General features: G+C 43.3%; 14 protein-coding genes, 1 tRNA gene and 1 pseudogene. 10 read left to right on the top strand and 6 right to left on the bottom strand.

Annotated features, from left to right (window positions below; all coding sequences use genetic code 11):
- Positions 1-430 precede the first annotated feature (430 nt).
- The gene (locus RM347_RS06680; RefSeq protein ID WP_322721214.1) at positions 431-1,060 is read right to left on the bottom strand and encodes a chorismate lyase; all 630 of its coding nucleotides are present in this window, start codon (positions 1,058-1,060) and stop codon (positions 431-433) included.
- 228 nt (positions 1,061-1,288) lie between these two features.
- Here RM347_RS06680 and RM347_RS06685 point away from each other — a divergent pair.
- Positions 1,289-2,052, top strand: a pseudogene (locus RM347_RS06685) (IS5 family transposase).
- 118 nt (positions 2,053-2,170) lie between these two features.
- Here the strand turns inward: RM347_RS06685 and RM347_RS06690 are convergent.
- Positions 2,171-2,251, bottom strand: a tRNA-Leu gene (locus tag RM347_RS06690).
- A gap of 386 nt (positions 2,252-2,637) precedes the next feature.
- Here RM347_RS06690 and accC point away from each other — a divergent pair.
- Complete coding sequence (gene accC, locus RM347_RS06695; RefSeq protein ID WP_322721213.1) at positions 2,638-3,981, top strand: acetyl-CoA carboxylase biotin carboxylase subunit; 1,344 nt, start codon at positions 2,638-2,640, stop codon at positions 3,979-3,981.
- A 132-nt stretch (positions 3,982-4,113) separates the two neighbouring features.
- Here accC and RM347_RS06700 read toward each other — a convergent pair whose 3' ends face one another.
- On the bottom strand, positions 4,114-4,407 hold the full coding sequence (locus tag RM347_RS06700) for a YggT family protein (protein ID WP_094350101.1): 294 nt from the start codon (positions 4,405-4,407) through the stop codon (positions 4,114-4,116).
- A gap of 281 nt (positions 4,408-4,688) precedes the next feature.
- Here RM347_RS06700 and psbX point away from each other — a divergent pair, with 281 nt between their 5' ends.
- The 4 genes from psbX to RM347_RS06720 all read left to right on the top strand — a co-directional run bounded on the left by psbX (position 4,689) and on the right by RM347_RS06720 (position 7,169).
- Entirely contained in the window at positions 4,689-4,808 is a 120-nt protein-coding gene (gene psbX, locus RM347_RS06705; RefSeq protein ID WP_012412183.1) for a photosystem II reaction center X protein, read from the top strand.
- Between the two features lie 248 nt (positions 4,809-5,056).
- Positions 5,057-5,974, top strand: a complete 918-nt coding sequence (locus tag RM347_RS06710; RefSeq protein ID WP_322721212.1) for a Ycf66 family protein — start codon at positions 5,057-5,059, stop codon at positions 5,972-5,974.
- Positions 5,975-6,021: 47 nt separating this feature from the next.
- Positions 6,022-6,582, top strand: coding sequence for a TolB family protein (locus RM347_RS06715; protein WP_322721211.1), 561 nt, complete (start codon positions 6,022-6,024; stop codon positions 6,580-6,582).
- Between the two features lie 62 nt (positions 6,583-6,644).
- Entirely contained in the window at positions 6,645-7,169 is a 525-nt protein-coding gene (locus tag RM347_RS06720) for a TolB family protein (RefSeq protein WP_322721210.1), read from the top strand.
- A 58-nt stretch (positions 7,170-7,227) separates the two neighbouring features.
- On the opposite strand, the gene RM347_RS06725 is transcribed toward RM347_RS06720, so the two are convergent.
- The gene (locus RM347_RS06725; RefSeq protein ID WP_322721209.1) at positions 7,228-8,232 is read right to left on the bottom strand and encodes a succinate dehydrogenase/fumarate reductase iron-sulfur subunit; all 1,005 of its coding nucleotides are present in this window, start codon (positions 8,230-8,232) and stop codon (positions 7,228-7,230) included.
- A 1,146-nt stretch (positions 8,233-9,378) separates the two neighbouring features.
- A complete protein-coding gene (locus RM347_RS06730; protein ID WP_428850521.1) occupies positions 9,379-9,597 on the bottom strand; it encodes a hypothetical protein in 219 nt (72 codons plus the stop codon).
- A gap of 105 nt (positions 9,598-9,702) precedes the next feature.
- Here RM347_RS06730 and RM347_RS06735 point away from each other — a divergent pair, with 105 nt between their 5' ends.
- Together RM347_RS06735 and RM347_RS06740 are read left to right on the top strand one after the other, a co-directional pair.
- The gene (locus tag RM347_RS06735) at positions 9,703-10,140 is read left to right on the top strand and encodes an AbrB family transcriptional regulator (RefSeq protein ID WP_322721207.1); all 438 of its coding nucleotides are present in this window, start codon (positions 9,703-9,705) and stop codon (positions 10,138-10,140) included.
- A gap of 169 nt (positions 10,141-10,309) precedes the next feature.
- The gene (locus tag RM347_RS06740; RefSeq protein ID WP_322721206.1) at positions 10,310-11,194 is read left to right on the top strand and encodes a CPBP family intramembrane glutamic endopeptidase; all 885 of its coding nucleotides are present in this window, start codon (positions 10,310-10,312) and stop codon (positions 11,192-11,194) included.
- Between the two features lie 76 nt (positions 11,195-11,270).
- On the opposite strand, the gene RM347_RS06745 is transcribed toward RM347_RS06740, so the two are convergent.
- Complete coding sequence (locus tag RM347_RS06745) at positions 11,271-12,233, bottom strand: M48 family metallopeptidase (RefSeq protein ID WP_322721205.1); 963 nt, start codon at positions 12,231-12,233, stop codon at positions 11,271-11,273.
- A gap of 138 nt (positions 12,234-12,371) precedes the next feature.
- Between RM347_RS06745 and RM347_RS06750 the strand changes: the two genes are divergently transcribed.
- Both RM347_RS06750 and RM347_RS06755 read left to right on the top strand, forming a co-directional pair.
- Entirely contained in the window at positions 12,372-13,949 is a 1,578-nt protein-coding gene (locus tag RM347_RS06750) for an ATP-dependent DNA helicase (RefSeq protein WP_322721204.1), read from the top strand.
- Positions 13,950-14,121: 172 nt separating this feature from the next.
- Positions 14,122-14,337: a DUF2839 domain-containing protein gene (locus RM347_RS06755; protein ID WP_322721203.1), complete on the top strand. Its 216-nt coding sequence runs from the start codon at positions 14,122-14,124 to the stop codon at positions 14,335-14,337.
- Positions 14,338-14,815 lie beyond the last annotated feature (478 nt).

Genomic DNA, 14,815 nt, shown 5'->3' on the forward strand with positions numbered 1-14,815 from the left:
CATCAGCAACCCACACTACCTTCTATTTACATAACTTCCATATGTTGTATTGACTTTATCTAACCAAGATCAATTCAGTAATCGGGATTTCGCATTGATTACCAATCTTCCAAGTCAGATATATTCTGAATTCTCATTTTTGATATTTTCATCAAAATGATACAAAATTAATGTTGCTTTTACAGAGAAAATTCTGGTAATTCTTTGAAAAATCAAAAATTAAATACTTACATATAACACTTATCAGCCCCAGTTGCAATAACCGTAGGGTGGGCATTGCAAAAGAGGAAAAACTTTTAAATAAGGGACTTCCAGAAAATAAATTATCCAATTTACTCAGATAATATTCTTCTTTCTCCCCCTGCCCCCTGCTCCCTGCCCCCCTGCCTACACACCAATAGGATATTTTTTTAGTTGGAAGTCCCTAATACTAGGCTTGAGCATTAACAGCACTCAACTGCATAGACCCCAAATATTTGGTTAAATAAGGTGAAAAAACTTCATAAATTAATGTTAATGGCTGTCCATGATGCCAAAACAAGTAGTGGCGACCCCACAAAGGGCCAGTTACATTAAAACCCGACTCTAGGGCCAATGAGTCACCGTAGTAAATTCCTCGAACATCCCGATACAATTCTGTGCGAAGACGAGCTAAACTCGCCCAAATTGGTAATGAACGGTTTTGCAAATACTCATCTACATGACTAGCTTCCCACCATGAGGTGGCATAGGCTAATCGCTGACCAGAAGTAGTACGCAGCCACACTTGTCGTCGTAGTCGTGGGCCTGGGACAGCTTGGATTAACTCAGGAGCACCATCTAAGTCCATGCCAATCAATGACATATCAATAACATCTACTTCTACAGGCTCACCTGTGAGCAATTCTAAGTGACGTGTTGGGGAGCCGTCACCCAGAAGCATTAGCTGCCAAGCAGGTGCTAACTGAGTGTGAGGTAAACTTTGTTGAATTGTTTCCTCCCCTCCTTGCCAAATCGGAGTGAGGCGATACCAAGCTGGTGGCAGTGTTAGGTTGTTTGTCGGCGTAAAAGTAATAGTCAATGCTTTTTACAAAACTTCACCTATCTCTATAAAAGCATAAAAGACTAGTACTTTGGCAAGCCAACATTACTGTGTAGGAAGTAGGGAAAGGTTTTTTAGTTTTGTCAGATAGTCTGTACTTAGTAAGAGTTAAAGTCCTTACTAAAAACTCATTTACTTAGGGCGTGTCATCAGTTGATGTAAAGGAAGATAAAGTAGAAATGACCAAGCTACAAGGATTTGCTCGCCATGACTTGCCGTCGTTATGCTCTAAGGGATGACCAGTGGGAAAGGATCAAAGGCCTGTTACCAGGACGAGACGGTTATGTCGGTGGGACAGCCAAGGACAATAGGCTGTTCGTGGAAGCGGTGTTGTACCGCTATCGAGCCGGCATCCCTTGGCGGGACTTACCCGACAGGTTTGGGGACTTCCGAGTCGTACACACTCGTTTCAGTCGATGGAGCAAAACTGGGGTGTGGCAACGGGTATTTGAGGCGTTAGCCCAAGAGGCAGACAATGAGTACGCAATGATTGATTCCACGATTGTCCGCGCCCATCAACACAGTGCGGGTGTAAAAGGGGGGATGCAAACACCGAAGCAATTGGACGTAGCAAAGGTGGGTTGAGTACCAAGATACATGCGGTGGTAGATGCGTTAGGGAATCCGGTCAGCTTTCACCTCACACCTGGACAAGGCTGTGATCTAGATGGTGCAGATGTGCTGTTGCCTGACCTGAAAACTGACACTGTGTTAGCAGACAAAGGATACGATGCTGATGCACGGGTAATTGATGTTCTCCAAGCACAAGCCAAGACTGCCGTCATTCCCTCCAAGCGTAACCGCACCACTAAGCGCGACTATGACTCTTATTTGTACAAAGCCCGTCACTTAATTGAAAACATATGAGCCAAACTTAAGCAGTACCGTGCCATCGCCACACGTTACGACAAGCTCAAATTCAACTTTCTCGGTGCAATTTACCTCGCTGCTACCGTGATTTGGCTCCACTGATGACACGCCCTAGTAAAGTTGTGTTGAAGAAGTATTAGAACTATGTTCAGATTTAAGGGTCAATAGCCTAAGGTTTTTTAACCCTTGACTATTGACCCTATAACTAAACAATCAAAAATGCGGATGGGGAGACTCGAACTCCCAAGGCAAAGCCACACGCACCTCAAGCGTGCGCGTATACCAATTCCGCCACATCCGCATGGTTTCTCTAAAAATAGACTATAGCATAAGAAAATAATTATAGTAAGGTGATATCTAAATTCAGTTGCTCAAAAATATAAATTTTCTCAAGGCGGTATCAGACTGACAGAAATCTAGCAGCTGCACAAGTGATATTAAAAAGGGTAGAGCTACTGTATTAGGCAAGGTACGATGGCACAAGCCCAGTTACTAGGCTAGCCAAGACTTACAGCAGCAATGCTGTTAGTGTAGTAAGACCCGTAGAGCCAGCAAGCCTGCAATCTTAAGTTTGCTTAGAATCAGGGTGGCGAATCTCCTGTGATAATTTGAAATAATGCGGAAGTGTTGTTTCAAGTCGGATCAGAGAACATGTCAATCTACTGGTAATGATATCGAAACTAAAAAATGAAGTTTGACAAAATATTAATTGCCAATCGGGGAGAAATCGCCCTTCGCATTCTCCGCGCCTGTGAAGAAATGGGGATTGCAACAGTTGCCGTTCACTCCACCGTTGACCGTAATGCTCTCCACGTCCAACTTGCTGATGAAGCGGTTTGCATTGGCGAACCTGCTAGCAGTAAAAGTTATTTGAATATTCCCAATATTATTGCTGCTGCACTGACGCGCAATGCGACTGCGATTCATCCAGGCTATGGCTTTTTGGCAGAAAATGCCCGCTTTGCGGAAATCTGTGCCGACCATCATATTGCTTTTATCGGCCCAACTCCAGAAGCTATCAAGCTGATGGGGGATAAATCCACTGCCAAAGAAACTATGCAAAAAGCTGGAGTCCCGACAGTACCAGGTAGTGAGGGGTTGGTAGAATCCGAGCAAGAAGGATTAGGATTTGCCAAAGATATTGGCTATCCAGTGATGATCAAAGCCACAGCAGGTGGCGGCGGACGGGGTATGCGCCTAGTTCGTTCTGAAGATGAATTTGTCAAACTTTTCCTCGCAGCCCAAGGGGAAGCAGGAGCAGCTTTTGGTAATTCTGGCGTTTATATAGAAAAGTTTATTGAACGTCCCCGCCATATCGAATTTCAAATTTTGGCGGATAACTACGGTAATGTTATCCACTTGGGTGAACGAGATTGCTCAATTCAGCGTCGGAATCAAAAGCTATTGGAAGAAGCACCAAGTCCGGCTCTTGACCCAGACCTACGTGAAAAAATGGGGCAAGCTGCTGTCAAAGCTGCCCAATTCATTAACTACAGTGGGGCGGGCACTATCGAGTTTCTCTTGGATAGATCCGGTAAATTTTACTTTATGGAAATGAACACCCGGATTCAAGTTGAACATCCTGTAACAGAGATGATTACTGGAGTAGACTTAGTTGCCGAACAAATCCGTATTGCCCAAGGGGAAAGACTTAAACTTACCCAAGACCAAGTAGTGTTAAGGGGTCATGCGATCGAATGCCGAATTAACGCTGAAGACCCCGATCATGACTTTCGCCCTTCTCCTGGACGGATCAGTGGCTATCTTCCCCCTGGAGGCCCTGGTGTTCGGATTGATTCTCACGTTTATACAGATTACCAAATCCCACCCTACTACGATTCCTTGATTGGCAAGTTAATTGTTTGGGGGCCAGACCGAGCCACTGCTATTAACCGCATGAAACGCGCACTGCGAGAATGTGCCATCACTGGACTACCCACCACCATTGGGTTTCATCAAAAAATTATGGAAACTCCACAGTTTTTACAGGGTAAAGTCTATACAAATTTTGTGCAGGAAATGAACGGTTAAGGGAGTGGGGAGAAGGGGAGACAAGGTGATAAGGGGACTTGAGTGAGAACTTCCAACAAGTTTTTCCCCTTGTCCCCAATTCTGCTTGTTTCCTTGTCTTCTTCCCAATGCCCAATTCCCAATGCCCCATCTCTAATTCACACGAGATAGCATAGTCAGCAATCCTTGCTGACCTAATAGGATTTCTCGCAGCAGGCTGAAGATACCAACCCAAATAATAGGTGTAATGTCTACCCCACCTATAGGTTGCACCAGCTTTCGCAACGGGATTAAAAATGGCTCAGTGGGCCAAGCTATTAAATTAAAGGGCAAACGATTCAGATCCACTTGCGGATACCAAGTGAGAATGATACGAAATATAAATAAAAATGTCATTACCCCTAACACAGGACCAAGAATCCAAGCAGTCAAGTTAACACCAGTCATCGGTTTCAGGTACTATCTATCTGTAAAGAAAGAAAAAACTTAGGTGCAGACAAGCTGCGCTTTGCGTAGGCGTAGCCCGTCGTAGACATCGCCAGAAAATTTGAAGCTTTGTAAAGCACTCTCATCATCATTTTAACCAAATGCTGCCACTTCCTTCTGGAATAGAAAAGCAAACTCGCTCACAGCAGTTACCAAGTTTGGCAGTTCAGACTTAGAGGCTTCTCAAGAAAGTAATACACTATTAAAATTAGGATGAAGTGTGTAAAAAAAGGTTTAGAAGTATGACGCCTTCTTTAGCAAATTTTCTTTGGAGTCTGCTATGGGGTACTGCAATTGTTGTGATACCCGTTACAGTTGGTCTCATTTTCATTAGCCAAAAAGATAAAATTCAGCGTTCATAATCCTTATGAGAGTTAATTCAACTCTCATAATCGGTTGTCTGTCAACTATCTACATTAATTGCACCAAAACCAGCAGCTTCTGCGGCTGGTGGCAGTTGTAGATGAAAGACATAGGTGTTTTTACTTTTCGGTGAACAGCTTCAGAGCTTCTTTGCTAGAAGCTTTGAAGCTTCAATATATCGTGCCTAATTACAGTAGTGATTTTAATTGTGACTCGCTAACATAGATTTGATATTGGGAAAACAGCAATGATAAATTTTGGGCTGAACTCAGCCAGTTTTCTGGCTCAGGTAAATTTTGGGGCAAACTCAGCCAGTATTCTAGGAATTTTCCTGGCTGTGGCTGGGGCAGCACTGTATTTTCTCCGCACTGTGCGTCCGGAATTGTCACGGGATCAAGATATCTTTTTTGCGGCAGTCGGCTTGCTTTGCGGCTTCATTCTCGTGTTTCAAGGATGGCGGCTAGACCCGATTCTACAATTTGGTCAATTGCTTTTAGTTGGCACAACTGTGTTTTTTGCAGTTGAAAGTATTCGTCTGCGGAGTATAGCTACCCAGCAAGCAAAGCGCAACACTCCTATTGTGGACGAAGACCGGCCGGTTAGCGATCGCTATTCGTACAACGATCGCAGAAAGTATCAGGCTGAAATGGATGCAGACTTAGATCCATTGCCTTATGAAGACGAGGAGGAACGCCCCGTGCGTGCCCGGATTCGGGGTAGCAGGGATGAGATTTCAACTCGTGATGACTACTATGAGGAGCAACCCCCCCGTCGTTCAGAACGCCGTAACAGCAGCAGTAGTGAAAGACAGGCTCCAGCGGATAGAACGCGGCGGCGGACTTCTGGGCGTCCTGTGAATCGTCCTTCTGAAAGCTCTGAAGAAGAGAATTGGGGTTCTTCATCTAGGCAAGTTGATGATTGGCAAAGTTCGGGTGAGGAAGTCAGAAAACCTTCTCGGCGTAGTAATAACGGGTCTGGGCGTCCAGAAAGTCGTGAAGATGATGTCGCTCCCAGACCAAGAAGGCGTCGTCCACCCGCTGACTCAGCTCCTCGGAGAGGGCGCGAAGATGATGAGGCGATCCCAACTGATTATGTACCCTACAACCCGATTGAAAAGCCAAATGAGGGGCCAGATAATTCGACCGATTTTGATGATGATGTTTAAAACAGTTTGCACAGAAGTAGGTTTAAAGGCAACGGAAAACAGTTGAGGTGGAAAAATTTACGCCTACATTTTGGCTCCAAAGACCAATTCATTGGAGCCTGGTTTTTGGTTTAACAAGTTTGCTTGCATCTTGTGGTTCTAACAATATTCCCATAGGGCCTACTTCCCTCAACAGTCGCTACACCGAGGAGCAGCCTGCTTTGAGCGGAAATGGGCGCTTTTTAGCGTTTGTATCTAATCGGAATGGTAATCAGCAGCTACTGGTTTTCGACTTGGAGAGGCAACTGTTTATTGGCACACCGGGCATTAACCGAGCGGAGACAATTGCTGAAAGTCCTAGCTTAAGCTATACCGGGCGTTACATTGCTTATATTACTAGTGACCAAGGTAGACCTGTGGTGGCGCTTTACGATCGCGCTACGCAACAGTCGCAAATCGTCACACCAACCTATCGCGGCTGGGTCAGAAAACCAAATATCAGCCCAGATGGACGTTATGTTGTTTTTGAAACTGCCAGCCGTGGTCAGTGGGATATTGAAGTCCTAGACCGGGGGCCAAATATTGAGTTAGACATTCCTAATGGTGCAACCGTAGGTTCACCTCCGTAAGGGAGCAGGGGAAGTAGGGGGAGAATAATTACTGATTAATGATTAATGACTACTATATATATATGAAACGTGTTTTTTTTATACCTGTATTTATATGTTTAAGTTTATTGACTGGATGTTTTGGCTACCCTCGCATTTTGAGTTATCCCTTTGATCCGGGAGGTCGGAGTCTTAATAGTTTAGCGTCGGAATTAAACCCCCAAATTTCTGGGAGATACATTGTTTTTATAACTGACCGACGGGGTAGCCAAGATGTTTATATGTTTGATACGGTAACCCGTGATTTGGTTGATTTGCCAGGTTTAAACTCCTTTGATGCGATCGCAAATCATCCTAGCGTTTCCCAAGATGGTCGTTATGTTGTGTTTGCTGCTAGCCGTCAGGGGCGATCGGCTATTTTTCTCTACGACCGGGAAACACGCCAATCACGGAATTTGACTAATAATCTGCAAGCGGAAGTCCGCAACCCTACAATAAGCGCTGATGGTAGTAGGATTGCTTTTGAGTCCAGTAACAACGGGCAGTGGGATGTTTTAGTATATGACCGTTATGGACAGCCGTTGAATATACCTCAGGAACCGCGTTGAACTAGAGTTGTGAGTTGGGAGTTAAAAGTTAGGAATATTAACTCATAACTCCTAATTTCTAACTTTTGTTTTCTACTTGTTGCACAGATTCAATGAGTGATCGCACTTGTTCCGTCCCTTCTGAAGGTTCAAATGATAGGGGAAACTTACCCCGGAGGATCATCCGCAAACCGAGGGGTGCAAGACTCAGTAATCCTTTTAAATCCCGAAAATAATTACCGACAACTTGTAAACCAAATTGACGTTCATCAATCCAACCACCTTCTTTAACCAAATCCACCAATACTTTTCGGTGACGAATTGAGCGACTATCACTGGCTTGCTTGTGGGTGAGAATTTCTTGTTTAATTTTGGTGATTTGTTCTAATGGTGCAACTTCCATTGGACAAACTGAATCGCAGTACAAACAACGGGTGCAACCCCACACGCCTTTAGTACCTTCGTTGTAACTTTCTAAGCGATTTTCGGTGTCGCTATCGCGGGAGTCTGCTACCATCCGGTAAGCTTTGGCAAGAGCATGGGGGCCAACAAAGTTTGGATCGACTTCACGGGCGTTGCATTCAGAGTAACAAGCACCGCACATAATACAGTTACCAGTTTGATCGAGGCGCGATCGCTCTTGTGGTGTTTGCAAAAACTCTCTTTCTGGTACTTGTCGTGCTGCTGTACTTACATAAGGAGCAACTGCCTCTAGATTGTTCCAGAAACTGCTCATATCCACAACCAAATCTTTAATCACGGGCATATTGCCGAGAGGGGCGATCGTGATTTCAGCAATGGCATTTACTTTACTTTCTGATGATGGTATTTGTTGTATTCTGGCAAGTTCACTGCCAACATTTTCCTTACAAGCTAAAGCTGAACGCCCATTAATTCGCATCGCACAGCTACCACAAATGGTATTGCGGCAATTTTTGCGAAATGCCAAACTTCCATCTTGCTCCCACTTAATATGATTGAGGCAATCCAAGATTGTGTTACCTAGTTCTGCCTCTACAAGGTAGGTTTGCACAACAGGGGAGGAATTTTGTTGCTGTCGAATGACCTTAAAAATAACTTTCATGACCACTAACCAAAATTTTAAAATTGCTTCACTAGCCTCGAAAATCATGTGTCAAGGCAGGTAGTTGCGAAAAGTGAGCTATACATCTTTTTGCCCTTAATTCAAACCCTGGTGTTAATAGGCTGACGATTAAAGAGGGACTATTCTAGTTTAAGGATAACCATTAAAATTTTAGTTGTAGTAGTGCTGTAGACAAGATTTGTGTCAAATTCTGAGATAAAACGCCAAAAATCTAATTGCGGCTTTCCATTTAATTTACCTGTTTGGGAATGTAAAGGAAAGAGGGTTTGCTGAGAGAGAGGCTTAGGTTTATCTTTGAACTAGCGATAATATCCAAATTAAATGCATGTCAGGTTAGCAACACGTCTTGATGTCAATTTGAGTCAAGCAGTCTTGGCTGGAAAATTCCGTCAAGCGTTAGCGAAGCCGGAATTTTTTGATTATATGGAAGTATGAAAGCCCATGTTCAACATATATTAGTGGCAATCAAGCGCTAGGGATATGTTAAGAGATTTATTCTTCCCATAGACAGACGTGCAAAATCCTCTGATCGCTTTTGACCTTAGGATAATAAACCGAGGAAAAATCCTCACCACTTTCAAAGAAAAGTTAGAGCACCGGGAAACCTGGATGCGCGAGACTTTTCGCTTTTTGGCTTCCTCTCAATCAAGAAAATCTTGGATTGAACTCATAGGCCAAAATTGCTCGTCTCAATTACATAAATTTTTATAAAAGCCTGATGGCAATACTCGTGCTTGCAATAAAGGGTTAGGAAAATCGTCACTGCTTTTTTCTTCTTTAAGTCCAGGAATTTAAATAAAAATTTACCAGCAACTTTAATTCAAAATTAAACAACTATTTTGCTATTATTAGTCCATGCTAGTATTTAATATAAAATTACGAAGTCACAAAACCAGAATAAATAGCCGTATCAGCGCGGCTACTACTGCTTTGTTGATTCGTAATGTAGAGACAAGAAAATTCGCGTCTCTACTGGCAGGACAAAAGGGCTTATGCCCGTAGGACTCTATTGAAATACTATGCTGTCCAAAGCTTGAGAGTACGAGTAGAGAAAACTCTACTTGCTCATTGGCAAGAAAGGCAAGCATTGAAAGTGAAAAACCTGCAATTTCTTGGATCTACGACTTATTTGCAGTAGAACCTACCCAATTTGTAAAGGTGGCTGAAAGTTACACCGCTACAGTAGCGCCAAAGGAGAAAATAGTTTTCTTTCTGATGGTGAATAATGGTTAAAATTGCCGTAACATCACCAAAATAAATGTCTGTGGCAACTATGGCCTCTAGTTGGTTGTAGACAACCATAATAGAAGTGCTTTTGGCTCCTATCGGCAGGAATTCACACATTACACTAGGGTCTTAAGTAGCTCTATGCAAATGCTAAAAAGTCAAATGCTGGCATGAGACTACATCGTTTATCAGTTTGGAGAGAGTAAGGAAAATTTGAGCATAATGACTGAAACTGCAACCGCGCCATTAACCGGAAAAGCACTACTTGCTAAAGTAAAAGAACTTTCCACTTTACCACGCCGAGAAAGAGCTAAACAGTGCGGCTATTACACTGTTACTAAGAATAACCAGGTTCGTGTCAATCTCACCGATTTTTATGACGCTTTGCTATCTGCTAGGGGGATTCCTCTAAGTCCAGAAGCACCTAAAGATGGTCGTGGTCGTGAACCGACATATCGGGTTAGTGTCCATCAAAATGGTCAGATTGTGATTGGTGCTACATATACCAAAGCAATGGGCTTAAAGCCTGGAGATGAGTTTGAAATTAGGCTGGGATACAAGCATATTCACTTGATTCAACTCGGTGAAAGTGATAAAAAACTAACCTCACAAGATGTAGATTCTGACGAATCAGACGAAGATTTGGAAGACGAAGAGTAAGTTTGCTGATGGTAGGGATAAGTTTCAGGTGATGATAACTTGTCCTTACCCCGACAGCAAACTAGCAACTCTATTGAGAAAATTTTGTCTCAGGTAAAAAATACGATTAGACCCCTTGCAGAAGTCACCAAATTTAGTAGAGTCTTGATTAATCAGCAAGAAATCTATAATGCAAGAAGTCTATCGTGTTTTTTTGTTTATTTTGATAACTTTCTTTGAGCCATCGGTCAACGCCTTACTGGCCTTTATGGAAAATGCACCAGCACTAGTTATAGTGATGGCATTTTTTATTTGCTGGATAGTTTGCTGGTTACCAGTAGCAGCAGTCTCAGCAATATTGCTTAATTGGCAACCCCCTAAACATTTGCAGCCAGAGCAAAAGTTGCCGTTATTGGTCTCACTTTACCTATTAGCTTCTCTGATTCTCTGGGGAGTTATTTGGCTAACTAATAAATCTTTTTCAGATTACGGCTTTGTTGGCAATCTTTCAACTCTTGCTTCTTTAGCACTAGGTTTCGGTTTGGGAGTGCTGAGTCTAGCTATTGTATTTAGTGGGCAATTCGGGTTAGGTTGGTGTTCTTTTAAAAAATCGAATTTCAAGTTACTACTACCCATCTTGCTACCGATTTTCTTGATAGCATTGTTGGTGGGTGGGATAGAAGAGTTGGTTTTTCGAGGTTTCTTGTTCACTGAATTAGCACAGGATTACCCAGTTTGGGTAGCAGCAGCAATTTCTAGCTTGATTTTTGCCTTGTTACATCTGGTTTGGGAGCAACGCGAAACTGTACCCCAACTCCCTGGATTGTGGCTGATGGGAATGGTGCTGGTGTTGGCTCGCTTTGCCGCGAACGGTAATTTGGGTTTAGCCTGGGGACTGCACGCGGGATGGGTATGGGCGATCGCAACCCTAGACACAGCAGAACTAATTACTTACACAGGTAAAGTCTCTGACTGGTTCACAGGTAAGAATAAAAAACCCCTAGCTGGCTTGGCAGGAATCATTTGTGTACTAGGAACTGGAGTAATTATCTGGTTCTTCTCTAAGTATTTTTAATTTCGCATAATATAGAAAATGTGCGTTAACGCAATGTAACGCACCCGATTAATCTTTACTTAGTACTCAAAACCACTCACTCAGACCTTCTGATTCTGTCAATTTCCTGTTGTAATTCTTCAATTTGACGGCGTAAAGCTTCTGTTTCATTTGCGGAAGATTCTGCTGCAACATTTACTGATCCTGAAGCAGGCGATCGCTGATAATTTCCTCGGCGAATTTGCTGGTATTCTTCGGATACTGCCCACGCCCGTAAGTAATGCAAGCGCTCCACTGGGAAAGGATGAGTCAACATCGTACCCTGAGCGCCATTGTACATCAAGAATTTATATATCTGATTTAGTCCATCTTCATCCAGTGCCTGATAATTTTCTGACTGTTTGATAAACTCTTGTAAACTACACTCATTGGCATATTTGTTACTACCGCCAGAGAGTTTCATCATCGTTGACATCACGGGATTCAAGTCATCCATAACTAGTAGTGCAGCGCGATCTGACGATAGCTCGGCTTTACGCCGCCACTCGAAAAAGGCGTAAATCAAGCCTTGTGTTACAAAATTACCGATGCCGAAGGTCAATTCTCCCAAGGCGGAAGCAGCATTCATCGCCCACATCGCCATTTGAATTAAAATAGTATGACCACATTTAATATGCCCCAGTTCATGGGCTAACACCGCCCGAATCTCGGCTTCGTTTAGTAAGTCTAGTATCCCTGTATTTATGACTATGTAAGGATTCTCTTGCCCCAGTGCATAGCTATTTGCTTGGGGATTTTGCGAGACAAACAGTGTAGGTTCTGGGTAAATGTCCAAATCTCGGACGCATTCTCGAAACATCTGGTAAATAGTGGAATATTGACGCGGCCCGACTTGGATGGTGTTACCCATTAGATAGACTAACTGAGGGCGTTCGTAGATAAATTCCACAAATTTACGAGCAATTAAATCAAATCCCGGTAAATTTCGTAAAGCTTGCTCGGCTTGGCGATCTAGTGGATGCCTGAAGGCTTCGCTGGAAATTCCTGTGTAAGTTGGCATAATTCAGGGTGTTGGGTGATTGGTCATTGGTCATTGGTCATTAGTCATTAGTTTTGGACAAATGACAAATGACAAAGGACAACATAATGGAAATGGGGCTTTGTTAGTAAAAGTCACTTTGTATGGAATTAAAAGCGTGTGATTGAGGCAGAAGTTCATTTGTCACTACATAACTTTTTGCGATCGCAAGCGGGGTTCCCTTCCTGGCCCCATCATTTGACGATGGCACGGTTGGTAGCACGCGCCTTGCGCCTGGGACGTAGCGCCCTAATTCAAGTCGGGGCGGTTTGTGGCTATCAAGGGCGGTATCGTACCAGTTTCGTAGCATCAGCCCTGATGTGGCATGGCCCTGTAATTATTGTTGCTCAAGAAGCGGTGCAGCAACTTCTGCTGCGAGTGGAAATTCCCCGCCTACAGCAGTGGCTACCAGCCAACAAACCGATTAGGACAGGTGACGCTTGGCCTGGTGCTGAGTTCCAAGGGCTACTGTTGACCTCCCCAGAAGCTTGGTTAAGAGGACAATTTGCTGGTGGCGATCGGTTTCCTCAAGGTATTCCCACAATTATTGATGGGGTAGACGATCTCGAAGATTGGGTGCGTCATCAGCTTACCCAAGACATTCAACCCCATGATTGGGATCAACTCATGCTGGCTTACCCAAACCAAGCTGAGGCAATTCGCGAAGCACGGATACAGCTTACACACGAACTTTTTCAGCATCCTGTTAATCCCTATGAGTGCTATCTAATTTCCCAGCCAGAAATAGAAATTTTGAGTCGTCTGTATTTGGCTTTAGAGTCAGTACAAGCATTGCCAGAACCTTGGAAACAATTCTGGCAACAATTTCAAACCCTTGATAAAAATCTTTCTCCCCCTGCCTCCGCTGCTTCCCCTGCTCCCCCTGCTCTTTTCTGGGCGACTATTGCTCATCGACAAGGTTTATTCTCTTTGCACTACGCTCCAATGGTATTAGGCGAAATCCTCTCGCCCATTTGGCAGCGACAACCAGTAGTTTTAATTGGCAGCGCTATAGAACCGGAAACTGAGGCTCCGCTTTTTCGACAGCGCCTGGGTTTGGACGATTTAACTTGCCTGAAGTTCTCTTCGGAGAGTCAAGCGGAAGCAATTCAATTGTATGTACCCTATAAGTTACCCCTACCTAACACACCAGAATTTCAACCGGCATTTATTCACAAAGTCCGCACACTGGTTTGTCTAAGTGCTACAGCTCCAGGATTGACAGTTGTTTTGGTGGGAGATGTACCACTCAAGTCTCAAGTTGCGACAATTCTGGCCTCAGAGTTTGGTTCGCGAGTGCAAGTAGAAAAAACTTGTTTGGATGAAAATGGTATTTTGATTAGCGGTTGGGAATTTTGGCGAGAACATCAACGAGTTTTGCCCGCTCCCCATCTATTAATCATTGCTACTTTGCCCCTACCATCTTTGGAAAATCCACTCGTAGCTGGTAGGGTAGCTCTTTATAAGCGATCGCATCAAGATTGGTTTCGTTTATATTTGTTGCCAGCAGCTTTGAATGAATTACAACGTGCGATCGCTCCAGTCCGAGAAAGTCAAGGGATTGTTGCTTTACTTGATAGTCGTGTCGTTAACCGCAGCTACGGCGCTCAAATTCTTGCTGCCTTAAGTCCTCTAGCACGCATTAACTATCTCGATCCCAGTCTGTTTTCTAATACCGATGAGGAAAATTCCGCCTAAGTTCAGTTACCAATGCCCAATACCCAATTTACATTTTGTCAACCAAAGCGCGATCGCCTAAAAGCAAGCACTATTATCAGGTTATAAAAGATGATGCGATTCATCGCCTTTCTGTAGCCATCATTCCTGGCAAAATAAATTTAGAACCTAAGTAAAATTTGAGTTGCTGATTATGGGTGAAGCAAAGCGTCGTAAAACCACACAAGGGGAAACATACGGTCAAGAGACTCGAATCTTGCCTTGGGTTCCCATCACGAAAACTCAAGCCGAACTGTTTGTCAGTTGGACTACTCGTGGTGCCTGGATAGGTATTGGTCTTATGGTTGTAGGATGGGCAACTATCCGTTTTATCGGCCCAGCTTTCGGTTGGTGGCAAGTAGTCTCCTAATACTCCCACCCCTTCATGGGGTGGGATTCTTAACTAACTCATTGGGAGCGCAACCGCTTTCTCTTCAGTAACATAATCGAGTTGTTTAAACTTTTATTTTTAAGCTACTCGGTTTAATTGCAGTTGCTCAAATTCTGTATTTCGTGTTTGTTAAGCTACTTAATAATTTAAGCAAGTGATTAATAAAAAATAATTACTAACTTTTGACAAATAATAGAAATATATTATATATGCATTAAATTTAGCAAAACCAAACTAAGATAAGAATCTTTCCAAATTCTGGTAGTTTGGTTCGTACAAATTTTCGAGGATAATCCCAAATTACCTAAAAAATATTGCCTAAATGGCAACATTGCTCTGCTGAGTTTAGGTATTGTCAGTATTGAGTTGATCCATTGTAGAGTCTACACTCAGACTGATGTATTAGTTACGTAAAGTTAGTATAAAGGACTATAATTAATCTGCTTTTAGTACTTAA

This window comes from Nostoc sp. ChiQUE02, assembly GCF_034531305.2.
Classification (GTDB): Bacteria; Cyanobacteriota; Cyanobacteriia; order Cyanobacteriales; family Nostocaceae; genus Nostoc.